General features: G+C 59.4%; 17 protein-coding genes and 1 pseudogene. 13 read left to right on the forward strand and 5 right to left on the reverse strand.

Annotated features, from left to right (window positions below; all coding sequences use genetic code 11):
- Positions 1 to 226 precede the first annotated feature (226 nt).
- The 7 genes from GWE18_RS30760 to GWE18_RS30790 all read left to right on the forward strand — a co-directional run bounded on the left by GWE18_RS30760 (position 227) and on the right by GWE18_RS30790 (position 9,658).
- On the forward strand, positions 227 to 814 hold the full coding sequence (locus GWE18_RS30760; protein ID WP_275189476.1) for a hypothetical protein: 588 nt from the start codon (positions 227 to 229) through the stop codon (positions 812 to 814).
- Positions 815 to 1,175: 361 nt separating this feature from the next.
- Complete coding sequence (locus tag GWE18_RS30765) at positions 1,176 to 1,913, forward strand: hypothetical protein (protein ID WP_275189477.1); 738 nt, start codon at positions 1,176 to 1,178, stop codon at positions 1,911 to 1,913.
- 140 nt (positions 1,914 to 2,053) lie between these two features.
- Positions 2,054 to 3,991, forward strand: coding sequence for a hypothetical protein (locus tag GWE18_RS30770; protein ID WP_275189478.1), 1,938 nt, complete (start codon positions 2,054 to 2,056; stop codon positions 3,989 to 3,991).
- Between the two features lie 115 nt (positions 3,992 to 4,106).
- Positions 4,107 to 6,134, forward strand: a complete 2,028-nt coding sequence (locus GWE18_RS30775; RefSeq protein WP_275189479.1) for a type I secretion system permease/ATPase — start codon at positions 4,107 to 4,109, stop codon at positions 6,132 to 6,134.
- A 37-nt stretch (positions 6,135 to 6,171) separates the two neighbouring features.
- Positions 6,172 to 7,536 (forward strand): HlyD family type I secretion periplasmic adaptor subunit, encoded by a 1,365-nt coding sequence (locus GWE18_RS30780; protein ID WP_275189480.1) that lies wholly within the window; start codon positions 6,172 to 6,174, stop codon positions 7,534 to 7,536.
- 44 nt (positions 7,537 to 7,580) lie between these two features.
- Positions 7,581 to 9,137 (forward strand): GNAT family N-acetyltransferase, encoded by a 1,557-nt coding sequence (locus GWE18_RS30785; protein ID WP_275189481.1) that lies wholly within the window; start codon positions 7,581 to 7,583, stop codon positions 9,135 to 9,137.
- 245 nt (positions 9,138 to 9,382) lie between these two features.
- A complete protein-coding gene (locus GWE18_RS30790; protein ID WP_275189482.1) occupies positions 9,383 to 9,658 on the forward strand; it encodes a hypothetical protein in 276 nt (91 codons plus the stop codon).
- Between the two features lie 105 nt (positions 9,659 to 9,763).
- Here GWE18_RS30790 and GWE18_RS30795 read toward each other — a convergent pair whose 3' ends face one another.
- Together GWE18_RS30795 and GWE18_RS30800 are read right to left on the reverse strand one after the other, a co-directional pair.
- On the reverse strand, positions 9,764 to 10,111 hold the full coding sequence (locus tag GWE18_RS30795) for a hypothetical protein (RefSeq protein WP_275189483.1): 348 nt from the start codon (positions 10,109 to 10,111) through the stop codon (positions 9,764 to 9,766).
- Positions 10,112 to 10,206: 95 nt separating this feature from the next.
- Positions 10,207 to 11,331, reverse strand: a complete 1,125-nt coding sequence (locus GWE18_RS30800; RefSeq protein WP_275189484.1) for an acyl-CoA desaturase — start codon at positions 11,329 to 11,331, stop codon at positions 10,207 to 10,209.
- 976 nt (positions 11,332 to 12,307) lie between these two features.
- On the opposite strand from GWE18_RS30800, the gene GWE18_RS30805 reads away from it, so the two are divergent.
- Together GWE18_RS30805 and GWE18_RS30810 are read left to right on the forward strand one after the other, a co-directional pair.
- Positions 12,308 to 12,511, forward strand: coding sequence for a hypothetical protein (locus GWE18_RS30805; protein WP_275189485.1), 204 nt, complete (start codon positions 12,308 to 12,310; stop codon positions 12,509 to 12,511).
- Positions 12,512 to 14,128: 1,617 nt separating this feature from the next.
- Positions 14,129 to 14,479 (forward strand): hypothetical protein, encoded by a 351-nt coding sequence (locus GWE18_RS30810; protein ID WP_275189486.1) that lies wholly within the window; start codon positions 14,129 to 14,131, stop codon positions 14,477 to 14,479.
- 320 nt (positions 14,480 to 14,799) lie between these two features.
- Here GWE18_RS30810 and GWE18_RS30815 read toward each other — a convergent pair.
- Positions 14,800 to 15,722 (reverse strand): annotated as a pseudogene (locus GWE18_RS30815) (sialate O-acetylesterase).
- Between the two features lie 698 nt (positions 15,723 to 16,420).
- On the opposite strand from GWE18_RS30815, the gene GWE18_RS30820 reads away from it, so the two are divergent.
- From GWE18_RS30820 to GWE18_RS30830, 3 genes are all read left to right on the forward strand, one after another.
- Complete coding sequence (locus GWE18_RS30820; RefSeq protein WP_275189487.1) at positions 16,421 to 17,188, forward strand: hypothetical protein; 768 nt, start codon at positions 16,421 to 16,423, stop codon at positions 17,186 to 17,188.
- Between the two features lie 451 nt (positions 17,189 to 17,639).
- Positions 17,640 to 18,392 carry a hypothetical protein gene (locus GWE18_RS30825; RefSeq protein WP_275189488.1) on the forward strand — a complete coding sequence of 251 codons (753 nt, stop codon included), beginning with the start codon at positions 17,640 to 17,642 and terminating at the stop codon, positions 18,390 to 18,392.
- Positions 18,393 to 18,658: 266 nt separating this feature from the next.
- Positions 18,659 to 19,123, forward strand: a complete 465-nt coding sequence (locus GWE18_RS30830; RefSeq protein ID WP_275189489.1) for a hypothetical protein — start codon at positions 18,659 to 18,661, stop codon at positions 19,121 to 19,123.
- Between the two features lie 92 nt (positions 19,124 to 19,215).
- Here the strand turns inward: GWE18_RS30830 and GWE18_RS30835 are convergent, their stop codons facing one another.
- Together GWE18_RS30835 and GWE18_RS30840 are read right to left on the reverse strand one after the other, a co-directional pair.
- Positions 19,216 to 19,347 carry a hypothetical protein gene (locus GWE18_RS30835; protein WP_275189490.1) on the reverse strand — a complete coding sequence of 44 codons (132 nt, stop codon included), beginning with the start codon at positions 19,345 to 19,347 and terminating at the stop codon, positions 19,216 to 19,218.
- 172 nt (positions 19,348 to 19,519) lie between these two features.
- Positions 19,520 to 19,834: a hypothetical protein gene (locus tag GWE18_RS30840; RefSeq protein ID WP_275189491.1), complete on the reverse strand. Its 315-nt coding sequence runs from the start codon at positions 19,832 to 19,834 to the stop codon at positions 19,520 to 19,522.
- Positions 19,835 to 20,318: 484 nt separating this feature from the next.
- Here GWE18_RS30840 and GWE18_RS30845 point away from each other — a divergent pair, with 484 nt between their 5' ends.
- A complete protein-coding gene (locus tag GWE18_RS30845; RefSeq protein ID WP_342804312.1) occupies positions 20,319 to 20,477 on the forward strand; it encodes a hypothetical protein in 159 nt (52 codons plus the stop codon).
- The last annotated feature ends 312 nt before the right edge of the window (positions 20,478 to 20,789 follow it).

Below are 20,789 nucleotides of genomic sequence, written 5' to 3' on the forward strand. Positions count from 1 at the left end.
TGTGTGACAGGAAGTTGTCAAAAAAATGGGAACTGCAATAGGATAGCAGCAGGATAGCAGCAAGAATGCGACATTTTTCCAGCGAGTGCTGCGGAGAATTTCATGCGTTGATTGCATAAAGGAGTTCCTCCAACCTTCGTTATTATATCTTTCGATATATACTTCTTTGGCGACGAAGCCCTTTACGATCAAATGATGATAGGCCTGATCTTTCGGAGACATGGCCATGTTTGTCAGCAAGCTGCCGCCAAAGCCGGATTTTGACATGCTCGCCGCCGCGGCGCCCGCGTCGGCGGATCGCCGTACGTTCGTCCTCGCTTTGATGGGAAACCTGATCTGCAGTTGGTCGAATAACGAAAGCCTTTTCATCTACGTGCTGATGATTCTGTTGCGGACCGACGAGGCTTCTGCCGCAGTCGTGTTCGCGACATTGAACACCACCCGCGCGAGACTCGATCTGATCCAGCGACTGGCCAAGATCAGGATTACCGACAAGGCTCTGTCGAAAAATCTGACAGCGCTCATCGAACGTTTCTCGGAATCCACCAAGGTTCGCAATGAATTGAATCATTGCATGTTCATTTTTGATTCCGCGGGCGCCATCACCCACACGCAGTCGATGCGATTGATGGAAACAAGGGCGAGCCTGAGGTTCGGAGAGATCAAGGCGCTGGACGAAAGCCGTCTGCAGGAGATGGTGCGGACGACCCACGAAATGACGAAGATCAACCGCGATATCTGGGATCTGCTGCCGCGCCTTGAAGCGCATGTTCACAGCGTGAAGTCCCAGAGCGTGCCGCGCGACGCGGCTTGAAACAGGTCGGCGATAACGAACGACCATGCGTCGTCGCGCCGCTATTCATCCAAAAGTCTGACTCGTTCTGAACGCCAATCGTGCCGATTGTTGATATCGCAAGATACAACGAAGGATCGAATGCGTGCATGTTGTTGTCGAAGATGTGGCGGCATTCTGACCGTGCCGTCGTTCGCAATAACGCGAGTGCCGGCAGTCGGAAGAAACCGACGTTAAAGAGCACCGCCGCGCTTCGAAGACCGCAGACTTAGAAGATCAGCGCTCTCCGTTCAGCCCGCGATGCTCCAAACCACAGGAGCTCGTCATGCCTCTTTATGATCCCAACGACCAGGAACAAGATCAGGACCAGAAGCAAGACCAGTTGCAGGCGCAGGCCAATCTCCAGGCTCAATTGCAGGGCCAGGGTCAAGGCCAGGGCCAATTCCAGGTCGCGGTACAGTCGCTCGAGTCCAAGAGCGACAACGAGAACGACAACGAGAATGACAATGACAATGACAACGACAACAAGAATGAGAACGAGAACAAGAACGAGAACGAGGTCGAAAACAAGCTCGACAACGAGGTAGATAACGATCTCGATAACGACGTCGAAAACAAGATCGACAACGACATCGAAAACAAGATCGAAAACACCGTCGAGAGCAAGGTGGATGTCGATGTCGATGTGGATGTCGATGTTGACACAGAAGGGCTGAGCACCCCGGTCATCGCTCTCCACAACTTCGACACGTGGGGTTCTGTTGTCATGCCTGATGTCGTGAATCAGACGATGAACAACGGCAACCAGTTCAATATTGATCAGGTCAACAACCTGGTCGATTACGACGTCAACAACTCGCAAGCCACCTACAATGGTGGCGGCGGCGGCGGATATCCGGGCGCAGGCTTCGATATGGAAGCCAAGATCGAGGACGCCGGCGGGTCCAGCGTCGACGAGAACGATATTGGCGCGCGTGCGAACGTTTCTTCCAGCGCCGATGCGGTTATCAACCAGTCTGCATTCGACCAGAACATCACGCAGGGTGCGAACATCCAGTTCAACAGCATTACCATTCAGTCTGCAGGTCACGATCTGCACGATGGTGGCGATACGCTCTAGTCTCGCGTTCGACCCGCGCGGCGTTAGCCGCGCGGGTCATTTCTTCGCAATTCATTTCAGTTCCGTCGCCGCAGTTGCCGACAAGAGGCTGTGGGGTCGCCGTGCGGCCCCAACAGCTCGCGGCGACAGGGGAGGTTCCCATGGCGTCAGCTAGTTTCGTCGAAATCATTTCCCATTTCGCTGGATATCTGCAGATCTTCGAGGACATCGCTCGCGATCGCACCCAGTACGATGAGACGCCCGCACCCGATCCCTCCGGCGACTACACGACGCTGCGACCGAACTACCACCATCGCTACGCGCCGGAGGATATGGACAGCGCGGCAGGCCCGGTGCCGGAACTGATAGCCGACGATCCGATGGATCTGATCCGCGGCCGTCCGCTCAAGCTGACCAAAGGCCCGCAGGACCCCGATTTCGATTTCTTTCCGACGTCGCTGAAGCCGAACATCGTGCTCCCGGCAGCGGGCGGTGGTGGCGGCGGAGGCGGCGGCGAGCTTAACATCAGGGTGAAGTACGAGGACGGCGGCGCGCAGCTTCAGCTTACGGTCCACCAGCACAACTTCATGCATGACGAGGACGTCAATCTACCGGCGGAGTTCCTGGCTGCGGCCGAGCCCTTGATCATGAGCCTCAACAGCAATGCGATGGCCACCATCGAGCAGTTGGTGGCCAGTGCCAACGCCGAGGTTCCCACCGATTGGTGGATGCCGCAGAGCGATGCCGGCGTGACCGATTTCCTCACCACCCACGACGCCGCATGGGCCGACCGCGACGGCACGCCGGACGAGCATTCCGTGCCTGCCGGCTACTATGTCAACGGCGAACTGCAGGAACCGCCGACGGAGCCGAGGCCGCCGATCGAGCTGAAGGAGTTGCCGGACACCGGCGACGGCATCGGCCAATGGGCGTCGATGGGCGGCAACTACAGCATCAACGCGGCGCTGCTGGTCGATATTGGCGAGGGCGCCCGCACCATGGTGGTGTTGGGGGACTACTTCAAGACCGATGCCATGTTCCAGACCAACACGACCATCGACAACGACGAGGTCAGCGTGTCGGGTGGGGAGGGCACGCTATCGGTGACCAGCGAAGGAAATGTCGCGACCAACATCGCCAACTTCGTCCAGAACCCCAGCATCTACGCCGAACTCCCGTCCTTCTGGGCGGGGCCGAACTGGATCGTCGATGTGGTCGACGGCGACTACTACAGCGTCAATGCGGTGAGCCAAACCAACTATCTCTCCGACAACGATGTGGCAGCGCAGGTCAGCAGCGAAGGCCACTACAACCTCGTCAGCGGCCACAATCAGCTCGGCAATCTGGCTCAGATTTTTGATGGTGACATTCAATACGACCTGATCGTCATCGAGGGCGCCTATCACGGCATGAACGTGATCTTCCAGAACAACATCCTGTTGAACAACGACAACATCGTGATGTCGGCCGACGGCACCGATCCGTCTCAATCGGTGAGCTCAGGCGACAACAGCCTGTTGAACGAGGGCGCTATCGAGAATTATGGCGGCGACACCTTCGACACGCTGACCCCGGGGCTCCAGCAGATCCTGGATCTGCTGGCCTCCGGCGTGACATCGATTGATCCCGAGCTGGGCAGTGCCATCGCCGGCAATGGCGGCCCCCTGCGCGTGCTCTACGTCAAGGGAGACTACTACGACATCAATGCGGTTTGGCAGACCAACGTCACCTCCGACATTAATGTGCTGTATCAACTGCAAAACGAGCCGTCGGCCGATCTGATGGCGCTTGAACACGGCGGGGGCATGGGCATAAGGCAGTCGGCCACCACCGGCGGCAATGAACTCGCCAACGATGCCGCGATTGTCGATGTCAATCCCGACGTCATTTACGTCGAGGGCGAGGTCTACACCGATTCCATTCTGGTGCAGGCCAACCTGCTGCCGGTGGACCAGGATGATGCGGTCAATGGCGACACCGATACCCTGGTGACTGAACTCATTGCGTTCGTCGACGACACCCAGGATCAGACAAACACGAGCCCGGCTGTTGTTGCCAATTCGGTGCAGGCAGATCCGATGGCGAGCGTGCTGCATTAGCGACCAGCAGGATGTTTTGATTATCGGAAGTAGACGGAGTTTCCAAATGTGGGGTTGGGATGATCGTCCAGGCGGGAGTTGGCGCTTGAGGGAGTATGACGAAGCAACGCCGCATATGGCAAAGATAATTCCGCTTCGCCCATGGTTTGATCAGCCCACTTCGCATGCCGAGGATCCGCCTGTCGTACTTGCGGACGAGAAGGCAGCTCCGGCCGAAGCCAAAGTCGCGGACCCGCCGGCGGCCGAGCCGTCCCTGCGGGAGGAAGCCAAGACCCCGGCACCGGGATCCACCGTCGTGATCGAGCAGCAGGTTCCTGCGCCCCCGCTGCAGCGTGGCGGCGACAGGGACGGTGGCGGCTCCTCCGGCGGCGGTGGCGGCGGAGGCGGTGGCGGCACGCCGCGGCTCCAAAAGCGTTCCGGCGACAATGAATTTCGCGATGTGCTCGGCAAGGGCCTTGCGAGTGCCCGCCGCAACCTGGTGACCGTGGGGATATTCTCGATCGCGGTCAATCTGCTGGTGCTGGCGATTCCGATCTACCTGTTCAACATGTCCGATCGCGTGATGACCAGCCGCAGCACGGACACGCTGGTGATGCTGACCATTATCGTGGTCATCGCGATCGGGGCGCATGTGCTCATGGATATGATGCGCCGCGTCATCCTGATGCGGGTTGCGGTCGAGACCGAAGCCAAATTGGGCGGACCCGTGCTGAGCGCCGCCGCCAAATCCGCGCAGAGTGGATCCAGCCGCGAATTCCAGACGTTGGCGGACCTGCAGCATTTGCGCGCGTTCATCACCGGTCCGGTGCTGCTGACGATGTTCGATACGCCGGTGTCGCCGGTCTATTTCGCCGTCGTGTTCCTGATCCATCCACAGCTCGGATTCATCGTGCTGGGCGCAGGCGTCGCGCTGGTCATTGTGGCGCTGCTGAACCAGCGGATGACCGCGATCCCGTTCAACCAGGCGAACAGTTACGGAGCCAGGGCAAACCTGCAGGCGGAATCGATGGCGCGCAACGCCCAGGTCATCAACGCCATGGGCATGATCCCCGAGGGCGTGCAGGTATGGGGCCGCGAAACCGTGGAGTCCCTGAAGGCACAGGTGATCGGACAGGACCTCAACATCCTGATGACGGGCGTGTCTAAATTCCTGCGACTGTGCACCCAGATCGCGATCCTCGGCTGGGGCGCTTGGCTGGCGCTGGAAAGCGAGATCACCAGTGGCATGGTGATCGCGGCCTCGATCGTGGCGAGCCGGGCGCTGGCGCCGCTGGAAGGCACCATCGAAGGCTGGCGCAACTTCGTGCAGGCGCGTTCGGCCTATGCCCGCATCAGATCCCTGCTGCTGAACTCGCCGCTCAACCTGGAGCGGCTCCGACTGCCGCGTCCGGCAGGGTATCTCAGCGTCGAGCGCATTCTCTACGTGCCGCCGCCGAACAAGAAGGTGATCCTGAACGGAATCAGCTTTCAACTGAAGCCCGGAGAATCCCTTGCCATTGTCGGAGATTCCGGTACCGGCAAAACCATGCTGGCCCGCATGCTGGTCGGATCCATCATTCCAACCGCCGGCAGTGTAAGGCTGGACATGATGGATCTGCGCAACTGGGATCCGCGGCAGTTCGGCGAGAGCGTCGGCTACCTGCCGCAGGATGTGCAACTGTTCCCCGCATCCATCAAGGCCAACATCGGCCGGATGCGCGAAGACGCCCGCGACGAGGATGTGTTCGACGCGGCCGAGGCCGCCGACGTGCACGAACTGATCTCGGGCTTCGCCCAGGGCTACGAAACCATTGTCGGCATGGATGGGAGTCCGCTGTCGGGCGGCCAGCGCCAGCGCATCGGGCTAGCGCGCGCGTTCTACGGTAACCCACGTCTGCTCGTGCTCGACGAACCGAATTCGAATCTGGACGCCAATGGCGAGCGCGCGCTTGCCAAGGCGCTGGTGCGCGCCAAGGAAAAGCAGATCACGGTGGTGACGATCACCCAGCGCGCGGCGCTGCTGATGAGCGTCGACAAGATCATGATCCTGCATCAGGGCGCGGTGCAGGCATTCGGCAGCCGCGACGAGATCATTCCGATGATCACCGGACGCAAGCCGAACAATATCCCCCCCAACGGCAATCCTCCTTCGTTGAATTCATAGGGACATCAGTCAGGTTTGACAGCAACGAGGTTACGCGATGGCCAACAGGAAAATTGCGGACCGCTCAGCAGTATCACAAGGCACCTGGTACGATTCGCTGCCGCGATCGACCAAATTTCCAACGGTTGCCGGCGCGCTGATCATGGCCGTGGTGCTGATGGGCTTCGGCGTCTGGGGCAACATGGCGCCGATCGCCGGCGCCGTGGTCGCGTCGGGCGTGTTCGTCGTTACCGGACAGAACAAGATCGTCCAGCATCTCGAGGGCGGCATGATCCGCGAGATTTTCGTGCGCGAAGGCGACAAGGTGGAGGCCGGACAAGCACTGCTCGAACTCGACGACACGGCAGCGCGTGCCGAGTTGCAGCGGCTGTTCCTGCGTCGCACCCGCCTGTCGGCCATGGATGCTAGGCTGCAGGCCGAGATGAGGGAGGAGGCGGATATCACGCTTCCGCCGGAGGTCGTCGCTTGGCTGGGCAAGTCACCCGAGGTGAAGGAAATCGTGGACAGCCAGCAGATGACGTTTGCGGCGCGCCGTAACAACCTCAACAGCGACGTCAAGAGTATCCAGGAGAGCATCAACGCTCTGGAGGAGCGGATCCGGGGGTCGCGGGTCCAACTGGACGCGGTCAAGCGCCAGATCGTCCTGCTCGATGAGGAGATCGTGACCAAGGACCGCCTGGTACAGGCCGGGCTGGTGCGCAAGCCGGAACTGATGGTGCTGCAGCGAACAAAGGCCAATCTGGAAGGCGAGGTCGGCCGCATCATGGGCGACATCGGCGACGCCAAGGAACGCATCGCCCGCGCGGTCGAGCAGATCAACGGCGTGCGCAAGACCGCGATCAAGACCGCAGTCGAGCAGATGCACGAGGTCCGTGGCGAACTGGCCGACGTCCGCGAGCGGATGCTCAGCGCCAAGGGCGTGCTCGATCGAGTCCGCGTCACGGCGCCGGTGAGCGGCGTCGTGGTCAAGCTCCGCTACCATACGCGGGGCGGCGTGGTGGAAGCCGGCAAGAACATCATGGAGCTGCTGCCGGTGAAGGACGAACTGATCATCGAGGCGCGACTGCGGCCGCAGGACATCGACAGCGTAAAGCACGGACAGGCTGCGATGGTGCGGCTGACGGCGCTGAACCAGCGCATCACGCCGATGGTCTCCGGCGACGTCGTGTACCTGTCGGCCGATACTCTGGCGGACGAAAAGAAGTCCCAGCAGGTCGGGCCGACCGACATCTATCTCGTCCGCGTCAGGCTCAACAGCGAAGAGAGCCGGAATCTTCCGGGCTTCAGTCCGACGCCCGGCATGCCCGCCGAGGTTTACATCAAGACAGCGGAGCGCACGTTCTTCCAGTATCTCATGAGGCCCATCTACGACAGCTTTATGCGCGCATTCCGAGAGCGCTAGGCACTCGACAGGAACTCAACACGCACTTTGGAAAGGCGTCCGCCGTGCATATCGACATCATCGAAACCTTGCCGTCGCTGGCGAAACTCGAGGACAACTGGAACGCCGTCTACGACACGGACGACGAAGCGCAGATATTCCTGTCATGGAAATGGCTCTACGGCTGGCTGTCCTGCATCCCGGGACCATGGTTCATCCTGGCGGCGAAGGCCGGTGACGCCGCCGATCTGCCTTACGTGGCATTCTTTCCGTTGCGGCTGCAGACCACAATCAAGAACTCCGATGTCTTCCATGAAATCAGGATGACGGGCTCCGCCGATTACACTGGCATCGTTTGCAGGCCCGAGGTGGAGAACAAGGTCATTCCCGCGTTTGCCCGATATATCAGGCAGATGAACTGGGCGCGCTTCAAGCTTGATAATCTGCGAATGTCGGAGAGACGCGTGCGGCTGCTTCTGGCCTGCTTTCCGAGAGCCAGTTTCCACTGTACGGAGGTCGACATGGTCAGCAAGGTCGATGGGATCGACCTCAGCCGCTGCCCGTACGTGACGCTGTCCAAGGACTGGAACGCCTATCTCGAAACGCTGAGCTCCAACACAAGACAGAAAATCAGGCGCCTTCTGAAGCAGATCGATGCGCAGGGCGAATATCGAATATCCGTTTCCACCCCCGAAACCTTTGCGCAAGACCTCAAGACTTTGCTGCGGTTCTGGGAGGTAAGGTGGCGCTCCCGCAAAGGGGATCGGATGGATGGGCTCGTTCGTTCGAACAGCGCCATGCTGACGCGCAGTTTTGAATCCGGCTTGGTCTACCTGCCGACGTTCTGGCACGGCGACCGGGCTGTCGCGGCGCTGGCCACGCTGGTGGATCCGCGCAAGCGCACCTTCTCGTTCTACATGACCGGACGCGACGAGACGTTCGATGGACCGCCGGCAGGGGTGATCCTGCATGCCTTCAGCATTCGCCACGCGATCGAGCTCGGCTATACTGAATACGACTTCCTGCGCGGCAACGAGCCGTACAAATATTCATTCGGCTGCGCGGAGCGCAAGATCCGCGGCACCGTTCTGGCGACCAGGAACGGCAGGAATCTCGGCGGCAGGATCGACCGCAGGAGCATCCCTGACGTCCTGCGACAGGCGACTGAACTTCACCGGAAGGGGAAGGCTGCCGACGCCGAGATAGGCTACCGGCGGATTTTGGAGGTTCAGCCAAAACACGCCGACGCGTTGCATCGGTTCGGCCAGTTATTGACGGCGAAGGGCGACTTCGCCGCGGCCAAGCGGCTGTTCCGCACCTTGACAGTGGTTCGCCCCGACGCCGTCAAGGCATGGCAGTGCTTGGGCCAGGTCTGTGAAAGCCTCGGTCAGTACGAGGAAGCGCTGCGCCATCACCTCGAGTTCATGCGGCTGCAGCCTGAACTGACGGACGGATTCGTCGCGGTCGGCCGATGCATGGTCAAGCTCGGCCGGATGGCTGAGATCAACGCCGCGCTGCTGGCTGCGATAGAGCCGGCGAGCGGGTTATCGGTCAGGCGCTGGCGCAACGGCGGCGATGCGCCGGGCCAGCGGGCTGACCGTGAGCACGCGATGCCGTTGTAGCATCGATTGGCTGTCATGCCGGCAGGCGTGTCGGATGCCTGGGTCAGGAGTGAGCACCATGGTCGCAATGACGAGAAACGTCAGTCATCGGCCTTCTCGCAGCAAAACAACGGCACCGGGAATTCCTGGCGCTGGTGGCGTGGCATTTTTCGTATCGCTGCTGGTCGCGTCCTATGAGCGGGAGTTGGTCGTCGGGCTCTGCCGGTCGTTTCTGACGGTGCCGCAAGCTGCATGGTTGAGCTGTAATGGGTTCTGGTCCAAAGACACCATCCGATCCAGCCGCGCCCACTGAGCAGCCTCCGCTGCCTCACCTGACGCGCGTCAAGATGACTGCGCTGGGCGCGGAACGATGCCCGAATCTCGCCGGCAGGGAAGGCGTCGTCGTCGGCTCGGGTCAGTACCGCAGCACCGTCCGCGTCATGTTCGATGGCTTCAAGTCGCCGACGTCGCTGCACAGCACTTACGTCGAAGCTGTGGTCGAGCAAGAGCGCGCTTCCAGCTGTCGCCGGACCTGCCGATAGGACGCAAGTCAGCGTTGAAGCCGACCGTTATGAGCGCGGGACTCTACCTGGAAATTCGAAATCAGTGGTTATCGTTTGCGATCGTGCGCGTTCGTGCACGTTTGTTCATGGGGTTTCTGGCGGATAACTGGTGGGGCGGCGGGCAGAAATTTCTGCTCGCAACGCTGTGAGCAGCTTATTACGGTCCAGTTCGGAGCCATAGAGACTTGTCGAGATCAGACCCGCTCGGAACGCCAGCGTGGTTTTACGCGGCGCAAATATGACGCCCATCAGTGCCAGAGGCAGGCAGAAGAGCGTCGCCGCCCAGTGGCGGTAGCGTCCGGCGGCAAACTCCCAGGCGGCCATCTGCATCTCTCCCGTCATCGTGCAGGGATAGCCGGTGAGAATGTGGTGGAGGTCGTGCCGAGTGATGGCGTCTCGCCGCCACTTCCAGTTTGGAAATTCAACCGACACCGGCCCTATCTTGCAAATCCATGTCGCAGCGCGAGCGGGGTCAGCCTCTATGCCATTCGCCGCATAATAAGCGGCGAGGGCTTCAGCCGCAGTCGTCACAACTGGACTCTCGAAATTTCAGCTTGGCCGGGCGCACAGACTGAAAGCGAGCGGGCGCGGACCGGGCTTATTCCAGGCCTGGGCGGCAGCTCCGCGGGCACCTGAACATTCCACGCCAGGCCAAGGGCGCGAAGCAGCCTCACGAACTCCCAGCCGAGATCGATCTGCCCGGGATAGAGACCGTGCCGCGCAGAGCCCGGAAAGGCGTGATGGTTATTGTGCCAGCTCTCTCCCATTGTTGGAATAGCCATCAAGGGCACGTTGTGCGCCTGGACCACCGCGCCGTCGACTGTCCAGTCCTGCTCTCCTTGTGTGTGCGCAAAGTAGGATATTCCCCAATGCATGGTCGTGCAGGCCGCGACGCGTGCAAAGACGCCCCAAACGACAAAAGGCCACCCGCCCAGCCAATAGAGAACGAGTGCGATCGGAATCTGGTGCAACATCCAGGTGCGATCGAGAAACTGATAGATGGGATCGTCGCCAATTCCCGGACCAAGATCGAAACCTGGAGGACGCTTCAGGACAAGCCGGCCATGGGGGTAGAGCAGGCCATCCAACCAAAAGTCTTTCCGGTGCGCGAGGAACGGATGACAATCGACCTGGCGCTGCGCCCAATCCCGGCTGTCGTGCACGCGAATAGTCCATAGCGGCCCACCCATACCCACCGCCGTTCCGAACCAGACCAGCGTCATCTCCAGCCATTTAGGACACTCGAAGCTGCGGTGAATGAGGCGCCGGTGGAAGCCGACGGAGTGGCAGGCGCAAAGCGTGATTCCGGCTGTGATCAGAAAGACGGCCAAGGCGCTCCACGAAAATGTGAGCGGACCGAGGACGATGGCCCCAAGCAGCATCGCGCCATTCCACAGGGAGCGCGGTGCATCCCAAACAATCGTGCCCTCGACAGGCGACGCCTCGTCCAGATTGGTCAGCGAATTGACTTTGTAAAAATCGTGCTGCTCCTGGACCATCATCCAGACCTCGGCTCTTTGCTGATACCAGGAAAAAATTGGCGAGACGATGCTGCTCCAGTGCTCGTTCAACTGGCCGAGGAGGCGGCAGCTAACGCGGTAGCTATCGAGCGGCTCAACCGCGAGCTCCCCGACGAACAGCGACTGCTCCACGCTGATCACCTCGCGCGGCATCGCGATCCGGCACCCCGAGAGGACCTCGAAACGACCTTCGTCGATTTGTGGACATATGAGAGTAATGGGGATTTGGTCTCAGATACGGACGCGGTAGTCGAGCGCTCCCCTGAGCGAGGCTTCATACCTGGCACCGAGGTCAGCCAGAGGAGGCCTACTTTCGTTGTTCGCAAACGTTGTAGGCAGGTGCGCTATCTCGCTCCTGGAGAACTCGAACGCATTGAACCGCTCGCCTCGGTTCTGCGGCTACCTCGGTTCGATGGCCCCGGCATGCTGTTCGACCGCGGTCGGGCAGTGGAGCCCGCGCCGCGCAGGGAACTACTCGAGCTTGTCCAGCTCCCGAGGCCATCGCCAAGCCAGCCAGCACCGAGGCCGCCTGATTGCACGGCACGATTACAGCAAGTCTGTGTACGACTGGTCGGCCTGCCAGCGCCTGCTGCAGATCACGCATGATTTTTCGAAGCCGCCCTGTGAGTGCCGAGGCTGCTTGGAGCAGGCCGCAATACAAGGAGCTCATGCTGTGCACGCCATTACCACAGCCGATGGTGCCAGAGCGCACCACGCCGCTGCTACCATCCATTGCGCGCCTGTCACGTCAGCCACCGCGACCAGCGGATCGCAGGATTTGATCTCCGTCCGGGCTCGTGATGCAGCGCGCGAGGCAGTGCTGCGCTTGCCGGGCGAAGAGGCTGCACGACAGAGAGTTGCCCAATCTTGGGGCGCCGTCATCGAAGCATTGAATAACCGAAATCAATCGCCGCCGGCGGGCACGGTTCGATAAAAGCTGCCGGCGTCCGCGCGCCGGAGCGGTCCTCAGACAGCCGCTCCGGCGCCACGTTTCGATCAACGACATTGATGGAAGTACGCTTGTACCTTCAGCGCGCTGTAACGGCCTAATTCTCAACATACTTACCGGCCACCAAAACGATTGGGCGGGGGCCATCGGGGGGAAATGATGGCCATTAAAAATGTCGTTATTCCGCTGGAAGATGCGTATCTAGAGGCCGCGGCCAAAGAACGTGGGATCTCCCGAACCAAGCTGGTGCGGGTGGTCATGCAGAAAGTTATTCGAGAAGACCTGGTCCCACAGCTTCTCGATGACGATGACCTGACCGAGCCGCTTCAGCCAAGGTATCGGCGCTTTCGAAATTCGGCCTAGTTGGCGAACGTATCAAGTCTACAGCCGGTCGTGGTAAAGAAACTTACGAAGGTGCTGCTCGATCAGTTCACGAGCAGCCTCGAACACGCCTGGCGAAGGGCACACAGATTCAAGCATGAGGTGCTTGCTCGCAAAGCTAGTGCCGTCGTCTACCGCGGATCCAGAGAGCCGCCTACATTCGCGCAACTAGTTCGCTAAGTTCATTTCAAGCGGTGAAGCTAAAGCAACTCAACGCGAACTTGGACCACGCCGCGGTCTGTGATCCCCAGGCTGCGCGCGGCGCCGAGCGAAAGGTCGACGACCCGACCGCGTACCCACGGTCCGCGGTCAGTGATACGAACTACCACAGACTTGCTGCTCGCAAGATCAGTTACGCGAACTCTGGTGCCGAACCGCAGGCTTCGGTGAGCTGCTGTCAATTCATCCCGCTTGAACTGGGAGCCGCTAGCTGTTTTTCCTTTCGAATATGAGTAGTATGAGGCCTTTCCGGAAAGAACCCGATTGGAAGATCGACCGGTTACGCGATCTTCCGACGATCGCGTCGACTGTCCTCCGACTTGGGATTGCTCTGTTGAATTCTGCTTGATCTGGTCGGGTGCTCCGGCAGGAGCTGGTTCTGCGTGCGCCTTTGGAATGATCGACCATCTCTCGTTGAAGCTCTGAGCCGCAGCGGAATTTATATGTACGCCCAACCAGGCAGGGACTGCGGCAATCGCGACAACTCTAAATAGAAGACGCATGATCCACCTCACAAACTATTGGAAAACAAACGGACAACGCAAATTCATGAAGCCGTGTTCCCGCTGGTTTAAAACCTCCAGCGCTCTGAGCGGTGACAAGTTACCGATGATTCTAGATATGCGGAGAAACCGCGTTTGGAGGCGCTGCAGCAAGAACGACGAATTTGTCTCCCCAACTGTTTCGTGAGAGTAGAGCGGTTTAGAATTAGCGGGCGGACCGCTTGCTTGCGCTGATGCTCCGGAAGCTCTACGGGGACAAATCCCCGAGGCAAAAGGGATGGCCCTCCTTTTCATGCGGTGATCGAACTGCTTTAGGAGCTCACCCGCCTCAGCAGCGCGCGCGAGTTGGCTTGAACTGGCATTATCGCGCGGCATCGCACTATGACTTTTCCTGAGACCGTCGGCCCGGACGGAGCGGAGCACAAAGCCGACGGCATGATTGGTGCCTCCGGGAAATCGAAACTGGAGTTGCTTTTCGCACTCGCGGCCATTTGAAACGGCGCGAATTCATCGCCTGTGCTGCCGGGACGGCGATGCTGCGGCCTCTTGCTCTACGCGCGCACGATCCTAAGCATACGGATCGACGTACCAGAAGGAAGGAGACATCAAGCTGGGATCATGATCTTCGGATGATTGGCCCAATGCGGCTAACAGGCCAACCGTTGACGGTTCGATTTTGACATGGGTAGGCCCTCAAGAAGGTGGATCTTCGACGGCCAGAGACGTGCAGCAGAGCGTAGCACTCAAGCGATCCAGTGAACTGACGGTTTCGACCCTGGCACAGTTGCAGGCGGACTAGATATTCGGGCCCGTCACTATCGCTGCAAACAACGTCACTCTCCGTAGATGCAGGATCAGGACAAACGCGGCTGCAGTAGTGAGCATAGCAGAAGGCGTCACCGGCGCAGTGGTGAGGATTGCTACATCGACGGCCTCGGCACCTGGTTTCGGCATTCGCGGTCTCGGCACCTTCCGCCGCAACAACATCGTCAGAGTTGGCAACGGATCGGCTGCAAAAGGCGCGGGGCAAGCATCGGTCTTTGCCGACAACTGGGTGCATTCGATTCTTTCGCGAGGCACTCCACACTATGACTGCGTCCAGATTGACGGGGGAAAAGCAGACATTCTAATCTCTCATAACAACATGGTGAACGAGCATAACCAGACATCCGCGGTCATGATCGACAAATTACTTTGGAAACGTATCGGATGTAGTAGTCGACAATAATCGCCTGACCGGCGGTGGATATCCCTGTTACTGTGACGCGGAGCAAAATCTGTCCAACACTATCAGCCGCGTCTCGTACACACCAACAATGCCTCGGTATAGGCGTTGGTTACGGCTACACCTATTTCGCACTGGTACGCCAGTCTTTACCGGCAATGTCGACGACGGGACGGGCGCAGCAATCGAGGTCGAAAGCCTGCCGGCAATGTCAGATATGAGCTTCATTCCAGCATCTCGCACCAAACATCAGAGTTGTAGCGCTGTTATTGAGCCGTGGTGCCGCTCATCGCCTCACCGGTCACAGTTTCTTGGCCCCCGGCTCAGGGGTCGGCTGACAGCAAGTCTGCCCAGGCTCTCGCGACCTTCTGTTCTCCTGATGAGCCGAAATGGCAATCGTCGTACCGATCCAGATCGTCAAGCAAGGCGTCCGAATTAACTCCGCTTTTCAGATTGGCACCGGGATTGGGAAGCGCCAGTTGAGCGCGCGCTACCGGGTTATCAGCAGAGTGGAAGCGCGTTCCTCCGTTGCTTGCCCCCAAGCATTTCGTCGCGATGGCAACGTATACCGGCGCCGCCACGTTGTAAGATCTCAACGAGTTAACCAGCGACAAGAAGCGGTCACGGTAGTCCTTCTCGCTCGTTCCCTTTACGTAGTCGATCTCACCTTGCACCCAGAGTACGTGCGTCACACGATGCCCTTGCCGCTGCAGATGGCTCGCGGTGTCGGTCATGATTGCGTTCAAATCGCCTCCCGGCCTCCAGCGGGAGACCTCAGAGCCGCTTATGGACACGGGAGCCAGTACGACTTGGTCGAACGATCCCCGTTCCAGCAGAAGATTGCTGAGCTGGGTCCAATACTCGCCGGCGATGCCGTCAGATCCCAGCAGGGGCGACGCGGCGACGTAGCATCGTCCATCGAAAAAATTCACATCTCTCCGTGTTCCGAGCGGAACCGCTGCCCCCCGTGATTTCCAGCGTTGGACTGCCCGATCAGCAGCAGCACGGCTGTACGGTTCGTCTGCTCCGGGCAGGTGACAGCTTTCTTCTGATCGCCCGAAACGAGCCGTCCCGTTTGATCAAACGTGTAGAGGTCTTCAGGAGCCGTCCTTCCCGCGACACCAGCCTTCAACGCTTGCAAAAACGGAAACGGAAATAATTGCTGGCGAGCGCTATACGCGCCAAACAAATACGTCGCTGTCAGGACAAGAATTGCTGACAAAAACCTCACGGGCGACATCTGCATTCAGAACACCTGAAAGTTTGGCTTAGCGTTTTGGGAGATTAGCGCAACGATTGCTGGCGCGAAAAGGCCTTGGCGAGCGGTGCGTTGTTTCGACGCCCCGAGCGGGTACCACAGTTGCGGCCGTCATTTTGCTCTTCTGCGCGTGACTTTGAGCCACCTCTAGCTGGTGCCCTCACGGGCGCGCATGTCAATCTCCGGTCAAGCGCTTTTGCCAACGGACCTCTGCTGATCGCGCTGCACCGGTCTTGATATCGTTCGCGCAGCGGCAGAGCGCCCCGACTGGGCATAGTCGATGCAGATGAGGCCGACAGCATAGCGCGCCTGAAAGTCATTGGGGTTCGCGAGCAAATTTTAGGTACTGTCTATACTTGACCTCCCATGACCAAGGGGAGCAAAGGCCGCGCCTGATCACCATCCTGTTGACCGGGTGAAGGAGGCCTTTCGCTGACGCCGGAACTGCATTTGAAGGGTCAGGGCTCCTTCCATAGTTCTCCGGCCGTGAACATAGTTCCGCCTTCTCGGTTGCGTTAAAAGCGCCGGTACAGTTCCGGGGTGAATTAAAAAAAAAGACGACGTGACGTGCAGTTGAATGCTCACCTTTGGAAGCTTCGTCGGCTCAAAACCGTCCCGTCGAATGTTAGTTCGTCGTAGCGCAGACGCGCGGTGGCGGGTGCCATTGCATTTGACACGGAGCACAAATGGTTTCCACGCCGGACAACAAGTTCGTGGAAGGGCAGATCGAGAGCTGTCTTTCGAACCTGCTAAGCGAAGCGGGAGTGAACCCTTCGGCCCCACCGATCGCCATGAAGACGTCTCGCGCCCCGCGAGCAACGATTCATCGATCGGCGGGTTGGCGCTATGTGGTTTTCGTCGGCTCTCTCGTGACAGCATCCGTTTGTGGCGCTGCTTGGTGGTGGTCGTCCTCCGCTCATACAGCGATGATAGCCACCTCGGACCCAGCACCTCCGACACAGGCCGTGCCGACTGCCGTCGCCCTGTCTTCCGACTTGGCGCAGCAACTCCAACTGATGGCGCGCGATCTCGCTGCCTTGAGGCAAGCGGTAGAACAGGTCAATGTGAGGCAAGAGCAATTGGTCCGCGACAATGAAAATGTCGCGAGCCAACTCAAGGCGAGCCATCAAGAAATGGCACGCAACAACGGTATCATCGAGCAGGTCAAAGCAACCCAGATCCAGATGGCGCGCGAAAGCCAAACGCTCACCGAGCGGCTCAACGCAAGCCAGGAACAACTCGCCCGCGTCGTCGCCAACGCTTCTGAGCCAAAGGTGGTGCCTGCAGAGCCAAAAGTGAGCCCCGAAGAGCCAAAGGTAATGCCCGAGATACCACTGCCGCGTCCGCGGCAGTCGACCAATGTCGCCCAGGCGCAAAAGCCGTCGCCAACCCCGGCCCGGCTGCAAGCCCAAAAACCTCAATCGCCATTGGCATGGCCGTGGTCAGTGCGCTAATGCCGTCTATGAGCCGGCCGAGAAAAAAACGAGCCGGCGCGGACGTGGGCAGCCCTTGACCACGCCCGGGGCATCCATCGGTGACGGTACAACGCGGTACGCACATCATGGATTGCTGACTCCATCGGTGATATGGGCCGCAAGGCGTGATGGCTGGGATGCGGCCGGGCACACGTTCCGAACTGGCAAACCTTGTTGCCGTCCATCGCGGACACAATTTCCTTCAGACGTGCTGCTGCCCTGACCACATCTCCCATAGCCGAGGCTGGCCCAGTAAGAGCTAAAAACTGCAAAGAAGGCCCCAAAGCAAGCTAAGCGAATTATCTGCCCGTCCTTGCACTCGGCGTCGTCAGCTTCGAAGTAGCCGCTGCCTCCGTCTCCCTTTTACATCTTGCCGCCCGTGCAGCACCGAAGACTCGAGGGCTGCCTTGATCTTTTCGGCATCGCCGGCATGACACAACCCATCGATTACGACGCCCGCGGCCACATCATCCTAACCTGCCGCTGCATTCTCGAATCTGAGGGCAACGAAGGCGCATTCGCGGAGCCGTTCGTCAGCGCCGTGTACGGTGTCTGCAGCAAGCAATCATTTGCAGACCGTGGCCTCGATTTGATAGCCGCATTCGATCAAATCCCGCTTCAGGAGATCATTAAGACGATGCGCGGGCTCGATCTCTTCAAAGAGTCTAGCATCGGGCACTACCTGTCGATGATCGTCGAAAACAAGGTGCGCAAAATCCTTTCCCCGCCGCAGCCAGAGCCGCCGCCGAAGCCGAGCAAGCGCGAGCGGCTCGCGGCGGACAAGCAGGCGACCGCGGCGGCGAACAGACGGATCGTCGAGCAAAAAATCGAGCTTGGCCACAAGCTGGCGGCGCTACGGGACACCATACTGAGCAACCGGAAGTTTGGATCGGCTGTTCGTAAGCAGTTCGGACTCGACGATGCCCTGCAGGTCGCCGAGATGATGCGCGTGGCTCGGCGATACGGCGATAGACCCGAGATCTACTCTAATGTCGGCTGGCGCGTTCTGACAGAGCTGGCTTCGTCGGTAACCTCAGACGAAGAGCATCGCAAGTTCGAGACCAGAATCTCGGCGGGCGAGCGCGTCAATGGTGCCGAGATAATCCGCGCTCGCGCGACAATTGGAGTTCGCACGCCGCGGAGCGCTAGGGACGAACGAGCAAACCACATTGGCAGTGGCTAACCGAAAGCGCCGGGAGGCCTACCCGAACTTCCCCCAGACGCACCAACGGCCTGCTGGCGCATGCCGAAGCGCGTGTTGACCGAAAATACCTGGGCGCGCATGTGCCCTGGTACCTCGCTCCGACGAGCCTGCGCGTGCGATGAAGGGAGCGACGGTTCCAATGTCGGCCACAATACATAGCCATCGGCTTAGCTGTGGACAACCGGTACATTTTGCTTGACCGTTACGGCGCTCGATAGCCCCGCAACAGTTTGGAGCGTTGTACTATGAGTTTTACTGACGAACTGCTCGCATCGAAGTTTGACGGCATTGAACGCGATATTGGAGATATCATCCAAACTAGCAATCGCGCATTACCTTCAATCTCTATCGTTCCGAAAGACGACCATCCGCTTCCGAAAGGCCCGTTGCCCGACTACGTCGAGCACAAGGAGGGCGTCAATCAGGTCGGCAGACTATCCGCCGAAGCGGTCGTTCGCGAATACGATGCGGCCGTAAAGGAGATCGAAGCGCTCGGCGCCGAACTGACAGAGGCTGCCAAGAAGTGCGAGGCCACGGTTGCTGGCGTCCATACGACGGTCAGCGAGATCAAGGCATTGGCGGCAAGCTATCGCGAGGAGGGCAAGCGCTACTTCTTGCAGATCGAGGAGTGTTCGCTAACGACATCTGAAGTGCGCGCGGTCTGCGAAGCGCTCAAGAAAAAAATATCTAAGGGCGCTATCGACGCCTAGTTGTCGGTGGTTTTGGTCTGACCGCGACGTCCATCGTCGTGGTCGGCCAGCGTAGTATTATCACAACCAGTGACGGTTGATCTTCGCGTCGGTTATTCCAGAACGTCATACCCAAAGGCTACTCCTTCGGGATCGTTTTCCGCGGCGTCGGCATTTGCGAAGACCTTGAGGTGGTCGGCGTCTCCGACCCGCTTGCTGGTGTTAACATAGACAACGACGGTCATCGCAAGATCACCCTGTAAGCCTTGGGTTTCTCGCCTCGGAGATCCATCCTGATGATATTGGCAGCGATCTCCCGAGCTTAGAGTGCCTCAACGCGAGGCGGCTAGGCAAGATCAGCGAAGAAAACACCACGTCGTCGGCGGAAGTAACGCTCCGCTCGGCGCAGCCGATGGTCTACGGACTCCGAAGATGTTGCTCGATCAGTTCGCGAGCGGCCTCGAACACGTCTGGCGAGGAAGTCATGACCTGGTTAGTCTCAAGCATCAAAAGCGCCTGCTCGTAGATCTCATGGCCTTCCTCGTCGGTGATGAGATGATTGCGGATCATCGACTGAATCATTGCCGCTTGCATGGCGCCGGCCATCAGGCTTGACGCTATGGCCAACTCGAGCGCAGAGAGCTCCTTCATCAAACGCCCCTGTGCAAAGTCAAACAAGTTGACACAGGGTAGAAACTTGGGAGACCGCCGAGCGGTTCCAAAGGCGATCATTTGGCGCCTTCAACCCCGAGTCTGCAAGCGGCGGAACTGGCTCGGGGTTTTCCTATCTTCCCGCTCTGTGCACTATCGTGCAGACGTTTTGTCGGGGCACCAGACGGGTACCCACTACCCTGTCTGGCTGTTTGAAAATGGGAATACTTGTATGGCCTCGGCGCGGGACCCCGCTCTGGGGCCATTTTTATTCACGATAGACAGCTCTCTGTCCGTTTCAACCTCGCAGGAACATTATGAAAGTAGTTATAATCACGACCCTAGATCACGTCCGTTCCGAAATCGAGCACATGCGCGTCCAAGTCGGAAGGCAGCGTAAGGAAATCCTCCAGCTTCAGCGCGCCGGCATATCGACTGCATCGGCGGAGCTTTTGCTGGTGAGGATGCTAGCGAAGATTGAAGGACTGTGCGCCGAGCGCGACCGGCTCAGGAAGGAGCAGGATGGTCCGATGAAAGTGCGCGTGCTTGGCGGCCGGAGCTGGTGATGAGCGAACAATTGAAATGGTACGACGAGAAGGCGGACAACTCGCCCTGGATTGAGGCGCTTGCTGAGCTGCGTCAGCGGGCCACGCGAGAGGGCTACTGCTATCAGCACGTCCAGGCGATCACCGTTGCGATCACCAGTACACGGAGAAGGCATTAGGCAACCGCGATTACTTCCTCAACAAGCCCTACAGCATCGGCGGACCCAGGAAAGCCGGTGACGCGCCGTAACCTGCTCCAGAACGATGCGCCCAATTTCGCCAAGAATCGGACCCAGCCTGAACTAGCCATTTCGGATGAGACCCGAGTGGCGAGGAGGCCCGGCGTGTATCGTCCGGAAACGTCGCGCGCCGGGCCGCCTAGTGCGCGGACCCATAGGAGGGCGGGATCGCGTTAAATCCGTTCCCCGCGCCCTCGCTGGCGATCCTGGACGGCATCGATGTGCCGGCACCGGGGCGCTGGTGTTCGGGGC

The sequence above is a fragment of the Bradyrhizobium sp. CSA112 genome (assembly GCF_029051645.1).
Lineage (GTDB): Bacteria > Pseudomonadota > Alphaproteobacteria > Rhizobiales > Xanthobacteraceae > Bradyrhizobium.